The sequence below is a fragment of the Arthrobacter sp. THG-b23 genome, from assembly GCF_059091265.1.
On sequence record NZ_JBNHGM010000002.1, the window covers coordinates 142,959 to 160,686 of the forward strand.

Sequence of the window (17,728 nt, forward strand, 5' to 3'; positions counted from 1 at the left end):
GGCCGGGCTGCGGGGCCGGGTTACGGGGGCCGGCGTGGACCTCGGGTCCGGCGTGTTCGCTCCCAAGTATCGGACTATCTGCCCATCTTTGGCGACAGCTAAAGCGCGCTGACTAGGCGAAACGCCAGGAGCCGCAGCCTAAACCTGGGAGCGAGGAACGCCGGAGGCGCGAATGCCAGCCATTCCCAGCGAAGTCCGGTGGGCCGCCGTCGAACCCCTGCCACCCTTGCCACCCGACGCGGAATTCGTCCAGCGGTGGCGCACCGCCGTCGGACTCTTGCCCTCGCCCCGGCCGAGGAGGAAGCTGGAATCACGGCAAGCGGCCATCCCCTTTTCCACAGGAGTGATCAGTCATGACCGATGCGGCCCAGTCCCCGGACCAGCCCCTGACCAACCGCCAGGGCCACAAGGTCTACGACAACCAGAACACGCGAACCGTCGGTGCCCGCGGCCCGGCGACTCTGGAAAACTACCAGTTCCTGGAGAAGATGAGCCACTTCGACCGCGAGCGCGTGCCCGAACGCGTGGTGCATGCGCGCGGCATCACCGCCTTCGGCTACTTCGAGGCCTACGGCAAGTGGGGGGACGAGCCGATCTCCAAGTTCACCCGCGCCAAGCTGTTCCAGGAAGCGGGCAAGCGAACCGACCTCGCCATCCGCTTTTCCACCGTGGCCGGCGGCCGTGATTCCTCGGAGGTGGCCCGCGACCCGCGCGGATTTGCGGTGAAGTTCTATACCGAGGACGGCAACTGGGACATGGTGGGAAACAACCTGGGCGTGTTCTTCATCCGCGACGCGCTCAAGTTCCCCGACTTCATCCACTCGCAGAAGCCGGATCCGGTGAACTTCGAGGCGTCGGTGCCGAACCGGGCGATGGACTTCTTCAGCCAGTCCCCCGAATCCATGCACATGGTCATGCTGGTCTTCAGCCCGCGCGGCATCCCTGCGGACTACCGGCACATGCAGGGCTTCGGCGTGAACACCTACAAGTGGGTCAACGCTGCCGGCGAGACGGTGCTGGTGAAGTACCACTGGATGCCCAAGCAGGGCGTGAAGTCGCTGACCGCCGAGGACGCCGCGAACCTGCAGGCGCAGACCCTCGGCTCACACACCAAAGACCTGTACGACGCCATCGAAGCCGGCAACTACCCCGAGTGGGAGCTGGTGGTGCAGATGATGTCCGACGACGAGCATCCCGAACTCGACTTCGACCCGCTGGACGATACCAAGGTCTGGCCCGAGGAACAGTTCCCGCCCCAGCCGGTCGGCCGGATGGTGCTGGACCGCACCGCCCAGAACTTCTTCGCCGAGAGCGAGCAGATTGCGTTCGGCACCGGCGTGCTGGTGGACGGCCTGGACTTCTCCGACGACAAGATGCTGGTGGGCCGCACGTTCTCCTACAGCGACACCCAGCGGCACCGGGTAGGCCCGAACTACCTGCAGCTGCCGGTCAACAGCCCGAAGGTGCCGGTGGCCACCAACCAGCGGGACGGCCAGCTGACGCACTTTGTGGACACGGCGCCGGGCCAGAACCCGCACGTGAACTACGAGCCCACCATCACCGGCGGACTGCAGGAGGCGGAGAAGGATTCCGGCTACCACCACGCCATCGGGCCGGAGATCAGCGGCCGGCTGACCCGGGAACGGATCGAGCGGACCAACGACTACCTGCAGGCCGGCCAGCGGTTCTACCTGCAAGAGGGCTGGGAGCGCGAGGACCTGATCACCAACCTGACCAACGCCTTGTCCCAGTGCGACAGGCCCGTTCAGGAACGCATGCTCTGGCATCTCTACATGATCGCGGACGAGCTCGGCGCGGGCGTGGGCGGCGGCATCGGCATCTCGCTGGACGAGGTGAAGGACCTTGGGCCGTTGGCCAGCCAGAACCTCACCGAAGCGGAGCAGCAGTGGATGGCCAACCTCGGCAAGAACGGGCCGCGGGACGTCTCCGGGCTGACCATGACGCACTGCGTGCCCAACGAACGCGTCAAGGTGGAGCGGTAGCCTTCACCCCGCAACTGCAGCATCAAGCGGCCGTTGACCTGCGGCGATGTTTGAGGCAACTTCCGAATCCCGCACGAATTCCGGCGGCCTGCCGCCGCACCGGCCCTCGCCAAGCCGTGGCATCCGCGGTAGCGTCTGTGCATGCGAGTCGCGGTGGTCGGAGCCAGCGGAAACGTCGGTACAGCAGTGCTGCGCCGGCTGCAGAAGGCGCGGGGCGAACGTGCTGACGACGTGGAAATCGTCGGCATCGCACGGCGCGTGCCCGATGCCACGACGGAACCATACGACGGCGTCACGTGGGTGTCAGTGGACATCGCCTCCCGTGATGCCCGGGAAAGGCTTACCCAGGCTTTCAAGGGATGCGACGCCGTCGTCCATCTCGCGTGGCTGCTGCAGCCGAACCACGATGAATGGCAGTTGCGCCGGGTGAACGTGGACGGCACCTCGAACGTGCTTGCCGCTGCCACCAACGCCGGCGTCGGGCAAGTGGTCTGCGCATCGTCGCTCGGCGCGTACAGCCCGGGTCCGAAGCACTCCCGGGTCCGCGAGGATTGGCCGGCCAGAGGCATCGCCAGCTCGCACTACAGCCGGTTCAAGGGCCAGCAGGAAGCGCTGTTGGACCAGTTCGCCGACGACCACCCGGAAATCAAGGTGGCGCGGCTGCGGCCCGGCCTGATATTCCAGGCCGAGGCCGGCAGCCAGATCGGCCGCTACTTCGTGGGCCGGTGGATCCCCAAGTTCTTCATTAACCGGCTGCGGCTGCCGCTGTTCCCGTTTCCCGAGGAGTTCATCTTCCAGGCATTGCATGCCAATGACGTGGCGGACGCCTATTGGCGGGTGCTGGACCAGGGTGCGAGGGGCCCCTTCAACGTTGCGGCCGAGCCGGTGGTAACGCCCGGCCTCGTCGCCTCCCTGTTCGGCGCCCGGCGCTGGCTGCCCGTTCCCGTGCCGTTGGTGCGACAGCTGGTCGGCGCCGCGTGGTCCGTCCGGCTGCTGGCCAGCGACCCCGGTTGGGTGGACATGGCCCGCTACGCTCCGGTCATGGACACCAGCCGGGCCAGGGACGAACTCGGCTGGGTGCCGCAGGTGGATTCGTTGTCGGCGATCCGTGAAGTCCTGGCGGGAATGGCCAAGGCCGGAGGGGTTACGGAATCCCCCGCGATGCGCCCGCGCAGCCGCTGGACCCGTGCGAAGCCGAGGACCGGCGCGTAGTGTGGCCCCATGGGCATGCCGCGCGATGAGCGCAGTGCCCGGTCTGATCCCACAGGACGACCCGCTCGAGAAGGAGGACCTGATGAATCCGAACGAGAATCCGCGCCCGGAACACCCGGACGACCTGAATGAAGAAGATCCGAGCCAGCCCGCCGGCGCAGGTGGCCTCGACGACGGCGACGACAAGGAAGCCGACGAGGCCCACATCCCGGTCCACGGCGACGAGAAGGTCGCCGACGACCTGGTCAAGAAAGCGTACGGAGAGGACGCGCCCAACGCGCCTTTCCCCGGCTGACCTGGCACCGCCCCCAACGGTCTACCTAGCACCGCCCACCAACCGTCTACTGACAGGAGCACGCTGTGAAAGGGAAACTCACATTCGGCACCGGCATCGCCCTCGGATTCGTCCTCGGCTCGAAATCCGGAAGGTCCGCCTACGATTCGCTGAAGGCCAAGGCCCAGGAGTTCTGGCAGAATCCAGCGGTTCAGGAAAAAGTCCACGAAGCCACCGGCATGGTCAAGGAGAAGGCCCCGGGAGTCGCTGACCGCGTCACCGAAGCGGCCAAGAAGGCCGGGTCTGCGGCATCCGCCAAGCTGCCCGGCAACCACGGTTCAGGGAAGGACGGCGGAGCCACCACTGGCACCACCGGCCCGACGACCACCCTCGGCGACACCGTCTCGGATCCGGCGCACAGCGACGAACTGGGGCAGAGCTGGACGGGCGAGGGAGGCGCCATGCCGGGCGGACCCGCCACCAGTAACAGGGACGACGACCTGCGCCCGCCTGGAGTGTGACCTGCCCGGGACTTGGGCAAGCGAGCCCCTCTCCGGGCATGGCTTGCAGCAACGGCAGAAGGAAGGACTGGCATGACCGAGAACGACAACGGCCAGGTCAAGGGTCCGCGGGACCAGTCGGGCACCGGGGCAGATCCGTCGGCGCCGGACGCTCAAGAGGAGACGGCTGATTCCGCCCCCGAGCCCGAGGGCAAGGAGGGCATGAACATCGCGCCCGGACCGGCCGAAGAGAAAGACCGGGAAACCCCGGACGACCGCGGGCTCACGACCGACACCAGCCCGAGCGACTGATCCACCGCGGGCATGGCAGCGGCCGCCGAGATCCCGGCCGCTGCCATGCCCCGTTTCGTTCGTGGATCAATCCGCCTTGACCACGGGCAGGTCGCTCCACTCGGTGGTGTAGCGCGGCGAGGAGAACTCACGTCTCATTGACCACGCCGCCGGGGCGGCCAGCCCGCCCTGACCGAGACCGATCGCGGCTTCGCCGAACTTGGAACGCACGGCGCCCAACAGGTCGCCGATGTTCCGTTGTTCCAAATCGCTGACGAAGGGGTCGAAGGTCTGCTGCCCGGCGGCGGGCTCCAGCCCCGACAACAGCACCCCGGCCCGGACATAGTGGGCGCCGGGTACCAGGCAACCGCGCATCGCAGCCACGGCAGCCTTGGTCAGCTGGATCGGGTCCTGCGTAGGCGTCGGCAAGTGGACGCTGGCCGCGGGAAACGCCGCCTCGCCGCCGGCGAACCTGCTGGTCCCCGCGGTCACCGTCAGCACGGAGGCCCGCAGTCCCTCGGCTGCCATCCGGGCCGCCCCGCGTTGGGCGTAGACCGCCATCACCTGGTCCATCTCCTCGAGCGTGGTCACCGGCGTGGAGAAACTTCGCGAGAACATGATCTGCTGCTTGTCGGCCCGCTCCTCCGTGTGCGGGATGCAGGGCGTCCCGTTCAGTTCCAACACGGTTCGCTGCAGCACCACGGAGAACTTCTTGCGGATCGCCTGCGGGTCCGCGGCCTTCAGGTCCGCGATCGACTCGATCCCGAGGGCGTTCAGTCGTTTCCCGGTCCGCCCGCCCACGCCCCACAGCCCGGTGACCGGCACCCGCGACTGGATCCATGCGATGTCGGAAGCGGGCATCGAGCCCAGCGAGCACACCCCGGCCATCTGGGGATTCCGCTTGGCAACGTGGTTGGCGAACTTCGCCAACGTCTTGGTCTGGGCCACGCCAACGCTGACCGGCACGCCCACCTGCCGGATCACGGAGGCTCGGATCCGGCCGGCAGTTTCCAGCAACTGGTCCTCAACGCCGGGCAGGCCCAGGAAAGACTCGTCGATCGAATAGACCTCCTGCCACGCCCCGAACCGGCCTAGCACTTCCATCACCCGGGCGCTCAGGTCCCCGTACAGCTCGTAGTTGCTGGAGCGCGCGACCAGCCCCCAAGCCTTGGCCCGCGGCGCCACCTGGAACCACGGCGTCCCGGTCTTCAGCCCCAACTGCTTGGCTTCCTCGGAGCGCGCCACCACGCAGCCGTCATTGTTGGAGAGCACGACGACGGGGCGCCCCTCGAGGGATGGATCGAAGACCCGCTCGCAGGAGACGTAGAAATTGTTGACGTCCACCAGCGCGATCCGTTCGCCGGGCCGGGATCCGGGCGGCTGGCCGGAGGTTGCGCCGGACGCAGGCGGTTGGCCGGGGGCCGCGGCGCCGGACCCCGATGCGGGACCGCTAGACATGGTGCAGGCAACGGGTGGCGACGCCCCAGATGCTCAGCTCCGCGAGTTCGCCCACCTCGGTGGGGACACCGCCGTCGTCCGTCTGCAACCGCACGCCGTCCGCGGTGAGATGCAGGCGCCGCACCACCAATTCCCCGTCCAGCACCGCGATCACCACCGAACCGTCGCGCGGGGTCAGCGAGCGGTCCACGATCAGCTCATCGCCGTCGCAGATCCCGGCGGCCGCCATCGAGTTCCCGGCCACCCGCATCACAAAGGTGCTGGTCCGGTCGCGGATCAAGTGCCGGTTCAGATCGATGCCGCCGTGGAAGTAGTCCCGCGCCGGCGACGGGAAACCGCGCGCATCCTCGGGCGTTCCGGTGCCCATTTCCGGGCCGGCCGACGCATTCGACGGCTGCTCCAAACCGAACATCCCGGACCCCCGTCTTCGAACAAAGCTTCGAAGACAACCCTAGCACCGGCCCCTCCGCCGGACCCATCCCCGCTGCCCGAACCGCCCGCCCGTTGCATCGCTCACCGGGAACGGCGAGTTCGCACGAGGTGGACGGATCCACCAGCCCCGCGCAGGTGAGTCACCTTCGCTCAAGTTTGCGGAACTTCTGGAATAATCATCACTCGAAGGCGTTAACATGAGTCGAAGGCACTCACGTTCACAGGAGGAGTATCCATGCCACTGTTCTTCGGACCAGCTTCCGGCAACGGTTCATTCGACGAGTTCCTGGCGCGCTACCTGCAGGGCCAGCGGGCGGCCCAGTCCCGCACCGTTGACCTCACCCGCCTGCTCAGCCGCCGCACCCACGAAGTGCTGGCACAGGCGGCCCGGTTTGCCGCGGGCCTCGGCCACATCGAGGTGGACGCCCTGCACATTTTGCACGTCATGGCCCGCCAGGAGCCGGCCGCCAGCCAGATCAAGCTGGCCGGCGCCGACCCGCTGGCCATCGCGCGCTCCGCCGAGCAGGGGTTGCCGGAAAAGACCGCCCCGACCCGTGAAACGCCGTCGCTGACGCCGTCCGCGCAGCGTGCCCTGCTGGACGCGCACCAGGTGGCCCGCGCGTTCGGCTCCACGTACATCGACCCCGAGCACCTGTTCGCGGCTTTCGTCCTGAACCAGGAAACCCCCGCCGGCCAGCTTCTGGCCGGCGCTGGCGTGACCCCGATGGCGCTGCAGCAGGCGGCGGAGGAAGCTGCGGCGCAGGCCGTCGGCCCCACCACAAACGCCGGGCCGCAAACGGGCGCCAATCCCCAGGCGGAAACGCCCATGCTGGACCAGTTCGGCACCGACCTGACCGCCCAGGCCCGGGAGGACCGGCTGGACCCGGTGATTGGCCGCGCCGACGAGATCGCCCAGACCATCGAGATCCTCGCCCGCCGGACCAAGAACAACCCGGTATTGATCGGCGAGGCCGGCGTGGGCAAGACCGCCATCGCCGAAGGCCTCGCGCAGGCCATCGTGGCCGGCGACGTCCCGGAGCAGCTGCGCGGCAAGCGCGTGGTGTCGCTGGATCTGCCGGGCATGCTGGCCGGCACCCGCTACCGCGGCGATTTCGAGGAACGCCTGACCAAGACCCTGGACGAGATCAGCGCCGCCGGCAGCGAGCTGATCGTGTTCATCGACGAACTGCACACCGTGGTCGGTGCCGGCGGCGGCGGCGAGGGCGGCATGGACGCCGGCAACATCCTCAAGCCCCGGCTGGCCCGCGGTGAACTGCACCTGGTCGGCGCCACCACGCTGGGCGAGTACCGCAAGGTGGAGAAGGACCCCGCCCTGGAGCGCCGCTTCCAGTCGGTCATGGTCGGCGAGCCCTCGGTTGAAGACGCCGTGCAGATCCTGTCCGGGCTGAAGGACCGCTACGAGGAACACCACCAGGTGGCCTACACCGACGAAGCTATCCGCGCCGCCGTCGAGATGTCCTCCCGCTACATCACCGATCGGTTCCTGCCGGACAAGGCGATCGACCTGATCGACCAAGCCGGAGCGCGGCTGAGCCTGCGGCGCGGCCCGCGCGTCGACGTGGAGGCTTTGCGCGGCCGGCTGGCAGAGCTGGAATCGGCCAAGAACGCCGCCGTCGCCGAGGAACGCTACGAGGACGCCTCGAAGCTGCGCGACGAGATCGAAGAGCTGCAGGCCAGGCTGGAAGCCGCCTCCGCCCACCAGCCGGCCTCCGAAACCGCCGAAAACCACGACGGCGGGGCCCGCCCCGGCGTCGCGCCCACCGATGTGGTGGGCGAGGCCGAGATCGCCGAGATCATCTCCCGCGCCACCGGCATTCCGGCCGCCCGGCTGACGGAGGGCGACCGGCAGCGGCTTGCCCGGCTGGAGGAGGACCTGCACACCCGGGTTATCGGTCAGGACGACGCCGTGACCGCTATCGCCAAGTCGGTGCGGCGCAACCGCACCGGGATGGGGGACGAGGGCAGGCCCGTCGGCAGCTTCTTGTTCCTGGGTCCCACCGGCGTGGGCAAGACCGAGCTGGCCAAGGCACTGGCGGAGTCGCTGTTCGGCGACCAGGACGCCATGGTCCGCTTCGACATGAGTGAATACGGCGAGCGCCACACCGTCTCGCGGCTGGTCGGCGCGCCTCCGGGCTACGTGGGCTACGGCGAGGCCGGCCAGCTGACCGAGCGCGTCCGCCGGCGCCCGTACTCGGTGGTGCTGCTGGACGAGGTGGAGAAGGCCCATCCGGACGTGTTCAACCTGTTGCTGCAGGTCCTCGACGACGGACGCCTCACCGACGGGCAGGGCCGCACCGTGGACTTCCGCAACACCGTGGTGATCATGACCTCCAACCTCGGGTCGGAGTTCCTGGCAAGCAAGGGCGGAGCGCTGGGATTCACCGCCAACAACGGCGAGGACGGCTTCGGGAGCGAGCAGGATCTGCGCGCCCGGGTGATGGGCCGGCTGCGCGAAACCATGCGGCCGGAGTTCCTGAACCGGATCGACGAGATCGTGCTGTTCCGCAAGCTGGAGCAGGAGCAGCTGCGTTCCATCGTGCGGCTGCAGCTGCGCAAGACCGAGGCCCGGCTGGCGGCCCAAGGCATCGAGCTGGAGGTTGGCGAGGACGCCGTGGCGTGGATCGCCGAGGCCGGCTACGAGCCCGAATACGGCGCCCGGCCGCTGCGCCGGGTGATCCAGCGAGAGCTGGATGACCGGATCGCGGACCTGCTGGTGGCCGAGGCCGTTGCCGAAGGCGGGCGGATCCAGGTCACCGCCGGCGACGATGGGCTGCGGGTCGCAGCGGGCAGCATGGCCGCGGCGGCGTAGCTGCGGCGACCGCACGACAGGGGCCGGGCGCGACAGGGCGACGGCGGGGCACTCCATCGGAGGGGGTGCCCCGCCACCGCTGCCTCCGGCTCACGCCAGCGACAGTGCGTAGGACAAAACGAACCCTGCGGCCGTGCTCATGGCGACCGCCGGGCCACCGTGTTCGTAGGCCTCGGGCATAAGGGTGTCGGCCAAGGAGGCAATCACTGCCCCGGCCGCGAAGGCCAGCGGCAACGAGATGGATTCCGGGTCGGTGGCGGACAGCGGGCCCGCACCGATGATGACGGCGATGACCAGCAGGACTCCGCAAGCGCTCCAGAGCCCGATGACCGCGAGCGCCGACTTGCCCTGGCTGCGCATGGAAGCGGCTCCCACCAGCGCCTCGGGCAGGTTGGAGACGAAGATCGCAGCGAGCAGGGCCAACCCGCCGGTTCCCTCGCCCAAAGCCACACCCATCGCGAGGTTCTCCGGCACGCCGTCGAGCGTGACCGCGGCCAGCAGCGCCAGGCCTGCAGTGCCCCGGGTGGTCTCGGCCGTAGGTGCATGCTCCGCGGCAGCCGCATTGGTATCCAGCTTGGCGCTGCCCTGGTACTCGGCGGCCGGCGTGGAACGGGACGAGGGCTGCGCCCATCGGTCCAGCAGCGCGCTCAGCGCCGTGAACACCGCTGCCCCAACGCCCAGGCCGATTACCGCGCGCCAGATGCCGCCGCGCTCGTAGGAGTCTTCAAACAGTTCAAATGCCAACGCCGTAATCAGCGCACCGGCCGCGAACGACAAAAGGATCGCCAGCACACGTTTGGGCAGCTCGAACTTCACACCGATGAACGCGCCCAGCACCAACGCGCTGGAAGCCACGACGCCGAATAGCACCGGCATTCCCATCCCGCCAGTATAGGAAAACGGCGGCAGCCGCGGAACATTGGCGGGGCACCGGCGGCTCTTCGACCCCGGATCCGGATTCCCCGGTGCCAGTCGCTACGGCTTTCCCCGCGACCCCGTGGTTCAGGGCGAGGGCGCTTCGGCCCTCTCTGTTGATTCTTCGCCGGGCCCGGAGCCGTGCAGGGACGCTGCAAGGCCGCCGATTATGAGGTCGAGGCCGAAATCGAACTCGTCGCTGAATTCGTATCCGGGCTGCAGCACATGCTCCACGGCCAGCTCGCGCAGGTGTGGATAGTCCTGGGCAGTGAACATCTCCACCATTGGCCCGGCGACCTCCGCCAAGCTGTCCGGGCCGTCGAAAGGCAAGGACGCCTCCTGAAGAGCAGTCCCATAAACGTATGCATCCAGCAGCGCATAGGCGTGGGCCGCCAGCGGCAGCGAGAATCCGGCGGCTCGAAGCGTGCCCAGGGTTGCATCGTGGTGGCGCAGGTTTGCCGGTCCGGGCGTCGTGCGCGATTCCATCAAGGCGATGGCCCAGGGGTGGCGTCGCAGCACGGCGCGGGCCGAGGCTGCACGCCGCTTCAACTCAGCCTTCCATTCCCTCCCGGCGACCGGCAGTTCTATCTCTTCGAAGACGGCATCGACAATGCCGTCGAGGATCTCGTCCTTGTTGCGGACGTGGTGGTAGAGCGACATCGGCTTGGCGTCCAGCGCCTGAGCCAGTGAGCGGATCGTGAGGCGGGCCAACCCGCCGCCGTCGGCGATCTCGATTGCGGCGCGGAGCACCCGTTCCCTGCTGAGCGGAACGCGTTCTGCGGGGGCGCTGCCTGGTTTTTTGATCATTGTTCCCGCGACTATAGCATTCCCGTACTTTGTACGGTACCTTCGTACTTTGTACGGCAGCACTTGGGCTCCACGTCATCCACATCCTCGAGAAGGAAGTCCCATGGAACCAACAGAATCCTCCCCTTCGGCGGCCAACACGGAGCCGCTGCGTGACAGCGTCTCCCCCGCCCCGGCACAACCGACCATGCGCGCAATAGTGCAGACCCGGTACGGAATTACCGACGCCTTGCACCCGGCCGATATCGCCGTACCGGAGGTCGGCGAAAGCCAAGTCCTCATCAAGGTTCGCGCCGCTGGTCTGGACCGCGGCACGTGGCACATGGCCACCGGCCTGCCGTATCCGGTCCGCGCTGTGTCCGGGTGGAAGTCCCCCAAGAATCCGATCCCCGGGCTTGACGTCGCGGGAACGGTAGCGGCCGTAGGCAGTGCCGTCACGAAATTCTCGATCGGGGACGAGGTCTTCGGTTTCGGCAAGGGCTCCTTCGCGGAATTTGCGCTGGCAGCGGAGTCGTTGCTGGCCCCCAAGCCCGCAGAACTCACTTTTGAGCAGGCCGCGGCCCTTCCGGTCTCCGGCGTGACAGCACTGCAGGCGCTGCGGGACATCGGCCGTGTCCAGGCTGGCCATCGGGTACTCATCACCGGAGCCTCCGGCGGCGTCGGCACCTACGCCGTGCAGATAGCCACGGCCCTGGGCGCGACGGTAACCGGCGTGTGCAGCGCCGCCAAGGCGGAGCTGGTGCGAAGCCTCGGCGCCGAGACCGTCATCGACTACGCCCGCGAAGACTTTGCGGCAGGAGGACACCGGTACGACGTGATCGTGGACATAGCCGGGAACCCGTCCCTGTCGCGCGTGCGCCGGGCCCTAACCCCTGCCGGCACGGCGGTTATTGTCGGCGGCGAACACGGCGACCGCTGGACCGGGGGCCTGTTCAGGCCGCTGGGCGGAATGTTCCTGTCCCTCTTCAACCGGCAGCGTGTTGTCATGTTCATGGCGCGCCAGACCTCTTCCGATCTCGAACGGCTGAGTGAGCTGATCGACTCGGGGCAACTGAAACCAGTGCTCGACCACACCTATCCGCTGGAGCAGATGCCGGAAGCACTGCGCCGCCTGGAGGCCGGCGAGGTGCGGGGCAAGGTGGTCATCACGTTGTAGCCGGAGCGTCAGGGGGCTAACCTGCCAATGCTCCGGGCCGCCGGCTCCGGTTACAGCGAGCTGCACGCTTAGGGGAGCCGACACACAACGCCAAATAGTGGTGCTCGGCGTGGACGGGTCGCAGACTGGGAGCGTCACCAGTTCCGGCAGACCGCGAAGGAGCCACGGCCATGCTCAAGACCCATCTGCGTCTCAAACCTGTCCTCGAGATTCTGGCGGCCGCATCCGCGACCGGCACCCGGCCGGACGCCAGGGAGGTCATCAGCGAGGCGCTGCGGCGCGTGCCGCCGACCGCGCACGAACAGGAGTTGCTCAGCGGCGGCGTGCCCCGCGGGTTTAAAAACCTGACGACGGCGACCGCCCGGCTGGTGAAAGCCGGCTGGATGGCCAAGGGCCGCGGCGGGTGGGCCATCACCGAGGAGGGGCTGCGGGCCGTCACCGCGTTTCCCGATGCGGCGGACCTGGCCACGGCCCTCGCGGCGGGGACGCCGCTGCCGGAGCCGTCGCCGGAACCGGCGTCGCCCGCAGCGGAGCCCACGCTTCCCGCCGGACAGCCTGTGGGAGTCGCCGTAGTTGGCGACTTTGGCGTGCTGCTCGGCGCCGAACGCGATTGGGAACCGGCCGACGAGGCGGTGCAGATGCTCTTTGATGCCTCCGACGGCCTGTGGAAGCTGGACACCGAGCTGCCCGCCGGCCGGTATGCCTTCAAGTTCGCACTGAACGGCTCGTGGGAGGAAAACTACGGGGCGTATGGCCTCCCGGACGGCGCCAACCACGAGTTCGAGCACGACGGCGGTGCGCTCACCATCGCGTACGACCACGCCACGCATGACCTGGCCGCGGCATCCCGGCTGGTCCGCGCCTGACGCCGTCGTCACCGCGCCTGACCCGCGGCCCGTCGCACCGTCGTCGTGCGCCGTCGTCGTGCGCCGTCATGCGCACCGCCATGCGCGCCGTGATCGTTTAGGCGCTGGCCAGCTCCTCCGCCACCGGGCAGGCCACCACGGCAACGAGGATCTCTTCGGCTTCCTGCGGCTCAATGCCTTTGGACAGGGCAATCTCCGTGACGAGCGGCTTCTTGGCGTACTGCAGCATGTCCTTCTCGGCGTGGGACATGGTGCCGTTGGCGTGCAGCCGCCGGGTGAGGTCGCGGACCAAGCCGGCGATCACAAAGATGTCGCCGGTGCGGAGCCGTTCCTGGTTGTCCTTGAAGCGCCGGGACCACTGCGGATCCTCCTTCTGGGAGGGGGCGCGCAGCACGTCGAACAGTGCTTCCAACTGTCCCTCGCCGAAGACTGTCCGCAGGCCGACTTGCTCGGCTTTCTCGACCGGAACGCCGACCGTCAGGTTCGAGTTTTTGACCTCCAGCATGACGTAGCGGCATTCCGCGTCCAGCCGCGAGGCCCGGGTCCTGATGCCTTGGACAACGGCCGGACCATGGTGTGGGTGAACAAGGGTTTGACCTTCAGCAAAATGCATTCAAGAGTCCTCTGATTCGCACGAGCGCCACACTCGACATCAGTGGACGGAGGGCCGCAGAGGCCCTCGCGCCAGACGGTCGTCCCACCTCCGAACCTGCGGTCCGTAAACCGGGAATTCGGTATCAGTGAGCACGCGGACCGGATCGAGACCACGCGGATGGACCCGCCCCGAACCCGCGAGCTTGGCTGGCTCAATTATCTCACGCGTGCGGCCTATGTACCCGGGGATCCCGGCTGGTGGAGCCCCTCGCCGGGCCTGGGCCGCGCCACGGATGGGACGCAGCGGCGCGGGCAGGCGGTATGGGCTACCCCTTGACTCCCCGGCAGAGCGACTGCCACCATGGCAGTCTCACATGGCGCAAGGTTGCGCATCATGCGCAACTCTTCAGGTCCGGCTGGCGCCAGAACCTCGGAGGAGGAAGCCCCTATGTCGGAGATTCTCGATTCTGGCTCCGCCCAGTTCAACGGCACCGATTCGTCCCGCGTCAACCCCAACCCGGCCGTCACCCTTTACACCCGGCTGCGCAAGTCCCCTTACTTCTGGAAGTCGCGGGAGCACGGCGTCGCGGCGTACAGCGTCTACAACCACACGTACCACCCGCGCCACTACGGCGACCCGGTCAGCGAGTACTGGTCACTCCTGAACGACGTCACCTTGTGGGACGTCGGCGTGGAGCGGCAGCTGCAGATCAGCGGCCCGCAGGCCTTCGACTTCACCAACATGCTCACCCCGCGGGACCTGACCAAGTGCGAGGTGGGCCAGTGCAAGTACGCCTTCATCACCGCGGCCGACGGTGGCATCATCAACGACCCGATCCTGCTGCGCGTGGAGGAGAACAAGTTCTGGCTCTCGCTGGCGGACAGCGACGTGCACCTGTGGGCCATGGGCCTGGCGCACGCCGGCGGCTGGGACGTCACCGTGGAAGAGGTGGATGTGGCGCCCGTGCAGGTCCAGGGCCCGAAGGCCAAGGGGCTGATGTCCGACCTGTTCGGCCCGCAGATCCTGGACATGCCGTACTACTACATGCAGCACCACACCCTGAACGGCATGGACGTGGTGGTCAGCCGGACCGGCTACACCGGCGAGGTCGGCTACGAGATCTACCTTTACAACGCCACCGAAAATGCCGGCCGCCTCTGGGACACCGTCTGGGAAGCGGGCCAGGCGCACGACCTGCGGGTCATTGGGCCCTGCCACATGCGCCGGATTGAGGCGGGCATGCTGGCCTACGGCTGCGACATCACCCTGAAGACCAACCCGCTGGAGGTCGGCTACGACTACAACTGGATGGTGGATCTGGACCAGGAAGCGGACTTCGTGGGCAAGGAAGCGCTCGGCCGCATCCGGGAGAAGGGCATTGACCGGCTGATGGTCGGCGTGGAGATCGGCGGCGAGCCGCTGGGCAGCTACAACGACGGTTCCATGATCAAGCCGTTCCCGGTCTCGGTCGGCGACGGCTCCCCCATCGGGGAGGTCACCAGCGCCTGCCACTCGCCGCGTCTGGAACGCAACATCGGCCTGGCCATGGTGCCGATCGACCTCAGCGGCGAAGGCACCGCGCTGTCCATCCACACGCCGGAGGGAGTCCGCGAAGGACAGGTCGTCCAAAAGCCCTTCGTCGACCCGGCAAAGTCCACGCCCAAGGACTGAGACCGTCAAAACCACAATGACGGCGGAGCCCACCTCGCGAAGGCGGGCTCCGCCGTCGTACGGTGCTACGTCCAGGCGACGGCGGGCCCCGCCGTCGTACGGGGCTACGTCCAGGCGACGGCGCGGACCGGGGCGCCGTCCGTTCCGGTGAGCTTGAGCGGGAAGAAGCCGACCCGGCAGCGGGCGGGCAGCGTGGTGGCCTGCCTGATGTTTTCCACGATCAGGCCGTCTGATCCCAGCACCAGCTCATGCACCGGGAGGCTGAACGTCTCGGCAGGCTGCAGGGTGCGGTCGGGATTCAGCGTGTCCACGGCCAGCACGCGCATGCCCCGGTGGCTGAGTTCATCCGCTGCCGCCCGGGACAGTACCGGGTGGTCCAGGTAGGCCTCGGTGCCGAAGTGTCGGTCCCACCCGGTAGCCACGACGACGATCGCGGGCACGTTGCCCGGCACCTGGCTGGCCAGCTGGTGCCAGCGGATTTCTTCCCCCGCCGCAAGGCCCGGAACCTGCAAAACCAGGGCTTCACCGACAAGTTCGTCGAGCGGCACCTCGGAGGTGGTCCGGCCGCCTTCGATGCTGTGGCACGGAGCATCGAAGTGGGTGCCGGCGTGACTGCCCAGCTGCAGCTCGGAGACTTCCACTCCGTTCTCCGTGATGGTCAGTGCACGCGCGATCTTCACCTGCGGGTCCCCGGGGAAGACCTGCATCCCCGAGGAGACGGGATGGGTCAGGTCCACGCACCTCACGGCCCGCTCAGTCTCCCCCGGCGCTGGGCAATTCGGCGCCGGGCACCGCTCCCGGCTGCTCCGCTAGGTGGCCGGCCCGTTCGCCGGCGAAGCGTTCGCGGCTCTTGATGGACAGGGCCAGGTACAGCAGGAAACTGAGCAAGAAGGCAGGGATGGTGGCACCGACCGGGCTGGGCCACAGGTAGGTCAGCACGTAGGAGGCCGCGGCGCCGATCACCCATACCGCGATGGCCGCCCAGTTCACCCCGCCCGTGTACCAGTACCTTCCGCCTCCTTCGCTCAGGATGTCGCGGCTGTAGCTCCGGCGCTTGATGATGTAGTAGTCCACGATCATGATCGCGAACACCGGCACGAAGAACGCGCTGATCGTGACCAGGAAGTCGGTGAACTGGTTCAACAGGGCCAACCAGGTGGAACCGGCTATCGAGGTGACGCCGACCACCAGGGCTGTGGGCAGGAACCGGAGCTTCCACCGGGACTGGGCGTTCACGATCGTGGTGACCATCCCGTAGACCACCATCGTGTTGGTGGCCATGACCGACATGAAGATCACAATGGCCAGCGGCGTGCCGAAGGCAGCCACGATGACAGTGGGATCGAACTCGGCGGCCGGCTCGCCGGAGAGAATCACGTAACCAATGGCGGTGGCGCCCAGCGACATGGCCAGAACCGTGGAAACGGTGTAGCCGATGCCGGAGCCAAGGATGCCCGCGCGGCTGGACTTGGCCAGGCGGTTGAAGTCCGCGGACAGAACGGTCCAGGAAATGGCCGTCGCGATCACGATGTCCAGCACCACGAAGCTGGTGTAGCCGAGCGACGCGTCGACGCCGATGCCGCCGAACTCTGCCGGGCCGAACGTGGTGAAGGCGGTGGTGAAGACGTACACCATGATCGCGAGAATGACGACGGCGAGCCACGGCTCTACCTTCGCGATTCCCTCGTGCCCGAGGATGGCAAGGCAGACGACCAGGGTTTGGCACAGCACGGCGAACAGGATGGGGTTTGAGAAGCCGGTCAGCTGCGCCACCACGTAATTGACGGTGACTCCGGCAAGCATGGCCTGCACCCAGCTCCAGCCCATCAGGATGATCACGTTGGCGGCCACCGGCAACAGGCTGCCGCGGGTGCCGAAGGCGCCGCGGGTGATGGCCATGGTGGGCAGGCCGGTCAGGGTACCGATGTTGCCGATCAGCGTCAGCACAACGGCGCCGGCCAGGGTGCCGATGACGATCAGCCAGATGGCGGCGCCGAAGTCGATGCCGGGGATGAACAGCGTGCCGGTCAGCAGGGTGGTGACCACGAAGTTGGCGGCCAGCCAGATCATTCCGATGCGGGGTGTCGACAACGTGCCGCGGATGGGACCGAAGCCGTCCGCATTCTGCTGCAGGTGGGTATCGAGGCGCTGGTAGAGGTTCATGATGGTCCTCGGACGAACGAAATTAAGGTGGCGGGGCCTGGACTTGCTCCGCGGGCGGCATGGGTGAGAGGTGCTCGTGCACCGCGATTAGACCGCCGTCGCCGTAGCGGAAGACGATCGTTTCACGCTCAAGGTACGAGTCCTCGCCGTCTGGCAGGGCAACGGTCGTTGCCACATCGTGCACGAAGACCGCGCCGCCGGGGAAGGCCGTCACGTGCTGGTTCGTGGATCCGCAGGCGAGCACGCGCCACCCCTCGGCGAGCCACCCCGCCCACAGCACCTCGTACCTGTCGCGACTGTCCAGGCGCGCGGGTTCCGTGTGGAAAACGAAGCTGGCATCCGGGGCGAACGCCGCGAAGTAGCGGTCGGTGTCGGTAGCTGCGAAAGCCCCGACAATGCCCGCCGCGGCCTCAAGGACCTGATCATCGGAGGGAGTATGCGGTGCGGCGGCGCCCATGGCGGCCTCCTTGTTGCAGCATGGCCAACTGCGACGGGGAGTTTCCCCGGTGAAACAAGTGTTGCCAAGAGTGAACTCCGACGCAAGGGGCAGCGGAC

Annotated in this window: 17 protein-coding genes; 9 read left to right on the top strand and 8 right to left on the bottom strand. The window is 67.7% G+C overall.

The features are described 5' to 3' along the window. Nucleotides 1-353: 353 nt before the first annotated feature. The 5 genes from AC5RVD_RS04425 to AC5RVD_RS04445 all read left to right on the top strand — a co-directional run bounded on the left by AC5RVD_RS04425 (nucleotide 354) and on the right by AC5RVD_RS04445 (nucleotide 4,301). Nucleotides 354-2,003: a catalase gene (locus AC5RVD_RS04425; protein WP_494126131.1), complete on the top strand. Its 1,650-nt coding sequence runs from the start codon at nucleotides 354-356 to the stop codon at nucleotides 2,001-2,003. A 141-nt stretch (nucleotides 2,004-2,144) separates the two neighbouring features. Next, entirely contained in the window at nucleotides 2,145-3,215 is a 1,071-nt protein-coding gene (locus AC5RVD_RS04430) for an NAD-dependent epimerase/dehydratase family protein (RefSeq protein ID WP_494126132.1), read from the top strand. 82 nt (nucleotides 3,216-3,297) lie between these two features. Next, entirely contained in the window at nucleotides 3,298-3,510 is a 213-nt protein-coding gene (locus AC5RVD_RS04435) for a hypothetical protein (RefSeq protein ID WP_494122041.1), read from the top strand. Between the two features lie 65 nt (nucleotides 3,511-3,575). Further along, nucleotides 3,576-4,010, top strand: coding sequence for a hypothetical protein (locus AC5RVD_RS04440; protein ID WP_494111814.1), 435 nt, complete (start codon nucleotides 3,576-3,578; stop codon nucleotides 4,008-4,010). Nucleotides 4,011-4,082: 72 nt separating this feature from the next. Further along, a complete protein-coding gene (locus tag AC5RVD_RS04445; RefSeq protein ID WP_494111813.1) occupies nucleotides 4,083-4,301 on the top strand; it encodes a hypothetical protein in 219 nt (72 codons plus the stop codon). 66 nt (nucleotides 4,302-4,367) lie between these two features. On the opposite strand, the gene AC5RVD_RS04450 is transcribed toward AC5RVD_RS04445, so the two are convergent. Then, complete coding sequence (locus tag AC5RVD_RS04450) at nucleotides 4,368-5,738, bottom strand: Y-family DNA polymerase (protein WP_494126133.1); 1,371 nt, start codon at nucleotides 5,736-5,738, stop codon at nucleotides 4,368-4,370. Further along, on the bottom strand, nucleotides 5,731-6,105 hold the full coding sequence (locus AC5RVD_RS04455) for a LexA family protein (protein ID WP_494111923.1): 375 nt from the start codon (nucleotides 6,103-6,105) through the stop codon (nucleotides 5,731-5,733). The genes AC5RVD_RS04450 and AC5RVD_RS04455 overlap by 8 nt, the downstream gene beginning before the upstream one ends. 300 nt (nucleotides 6,106-6,405) lie before the next feature. On the opposite strand from AC5RVD_RS04455, the gene AC5RVD_RS04460 reads away from it, so the two are divergent. Further along, complete coding sequence (locus AC5RVD_RS04460; RefSeq protein WP_494126134.1) at nucleotides 6,406-9,000, top strand: ATP-dependent Clp protease ATP-binding subunit; 2,595 nt, start codon at nucleotides 6,406-6,408, stop codon at nucleotides 8,998-9,000. A gap of 90 nt (nucleotides 9,001-9,090) precedes the next feature. Here AC5RVD_RS04460 and AC5RVD_RS04465 read toward each other — a convergent pair whose 3' ends face one another. Continuing rightward, nucleotides 9,091-9,882 (bottom strand): ZIP family metal transporter, encoded by a 792-nt coding sequence (locus tag AC5RVD_RS04465; protein ID WP_494111810.1) that lies wholly within the window; start codon nucleotides 9,880-9,882, stop codon nucleotides 9,091-9,093. 120 nt (nucleotides 9,883-10,002) lie between these two features. Beyond that, complete coding sequence (locus tag AC5RVD_RS04470) at nucleotides 10,003-10,722, bottom strand: TetR/AcrR family transcriptional regulator C-terminal domain-containing protein (RefSeq protein WP_494111809.1); 720 nt, start codon at nucleotides 10,720-10,722, stop codon at nucleotides 10,003-10,005. A 103-nt stretch (nucleotides 10,723-10,825) separates the two neighbouring features. On the opposite strand from AC5RVD_RS04470, the gene AC5RVD_RS04475 reads away from it, so the two are divergent. Next, a complete protein-coding gene (locus tag AC5RVD_RS04475; RefSeq protein ID WP_494126135.1) occupies nucleotides 10,826-11,878 on the top strand; it encodes an NAD(P)-dependent alcohol dehydrogenase in 1,053 nt (350 codons plus the stop codon). Between the two features lie 170 nt (nucleotides 11,879-12,048). Next, on the top strand, nucleotides 12,049-12,744 hold the full coding sequence (locus tag AC5RVD_RS04480) for a pullulanase X25 domain-containing protein (RefSeq protein ID WP_494111807.1): 696 nt from the start codon (nucleotides 12,049-12,051) through the stop codon (nucleotides 12,742-12,744). Nucleotides 12,745-12,841: 97 nt separating this feature from the next. Here the strand turns inward: AC5RVD_RS04480 and AC5RVD_RS04485 are convergent, their stop codons facing one another. Beyond that, entirely contained in the window at nucleotides 12,842-13,357 is a 516-nt protein-coding gene (locus tag AC5RVD_RS04485) for a CarD family transcriptional regulator (RefSeq protein WP_494126136.1), read from the bottom strand. A 429-nt stretch (nucleotides 13,358-13,786) separates the two neighbouring features. Between AC5RVD_RS04485 and AC5RVD_RS04490 the strand changes: the two genes are divergently transcribed. After that, entirely contained in the window at nucleotides 13,787-15,010 is a 1,224-nt protein-coding gene (locus AC5RVD_RS04490) for a glycine cleavage T C-terminal barrel domain-containing protein (protein ID WP_494126137.1), read from the top strand. Between the two features lie 104 nt (nucleotides 15,011-15,114). On the opposite strand, the gene AC5RVD_RS04495 is transcribed toward AC5RVD_RS04490, so the two are convergent. From AC5RVD_RS04495 to AC5RVD_RS04505, 3 genes are read right to left on the bottom strand one after another with little or no spacing between them, the layout of a single operon-like run. Beyond that, a complete protein-coding gene (locus AC5RVD_RS04495) occupies nucleotides 15,115-15,747 on the bottom strand; it encodes a cyclase family protein (RefSeq protein WP_494126138.1) in 633 nt (210 codons plus the stop codon). A 16-nt stretch (nucleotides 15,748-15,763) separates the two neighbouring features. Further along, nucleotides 15,764-17,173: a purine-cytosine permease family protein gene (locus AC5RVD_RS04500; RefSeq protein ID WP_494126139.1), complete on the bottom strand. Its 1,410-nt coding sequence runs from the start codon at nucleotides 17,171-17,173 to the stop codon at nucleotides 15,764-15,766. A 22-nt stretch (nucleotides 17,174-17,195) separates the two neighbouring features. Next, nucleotides 17,196-17,630 carry a nuclear transport factor 2 family protein gene (locus AC5RVD_RS04505; protein ID WP_494122053.1) on the bottom strand — a complete coding sequence of 145 codons (435 nt, stop codon included), beginning with the start codon at nucleotides 17,628-17,630 and terminating at the stop codon, nucleotides 17,196-17,198. Nucleotides 17,631-17,728: the final 98 nt, after the last annotated feature.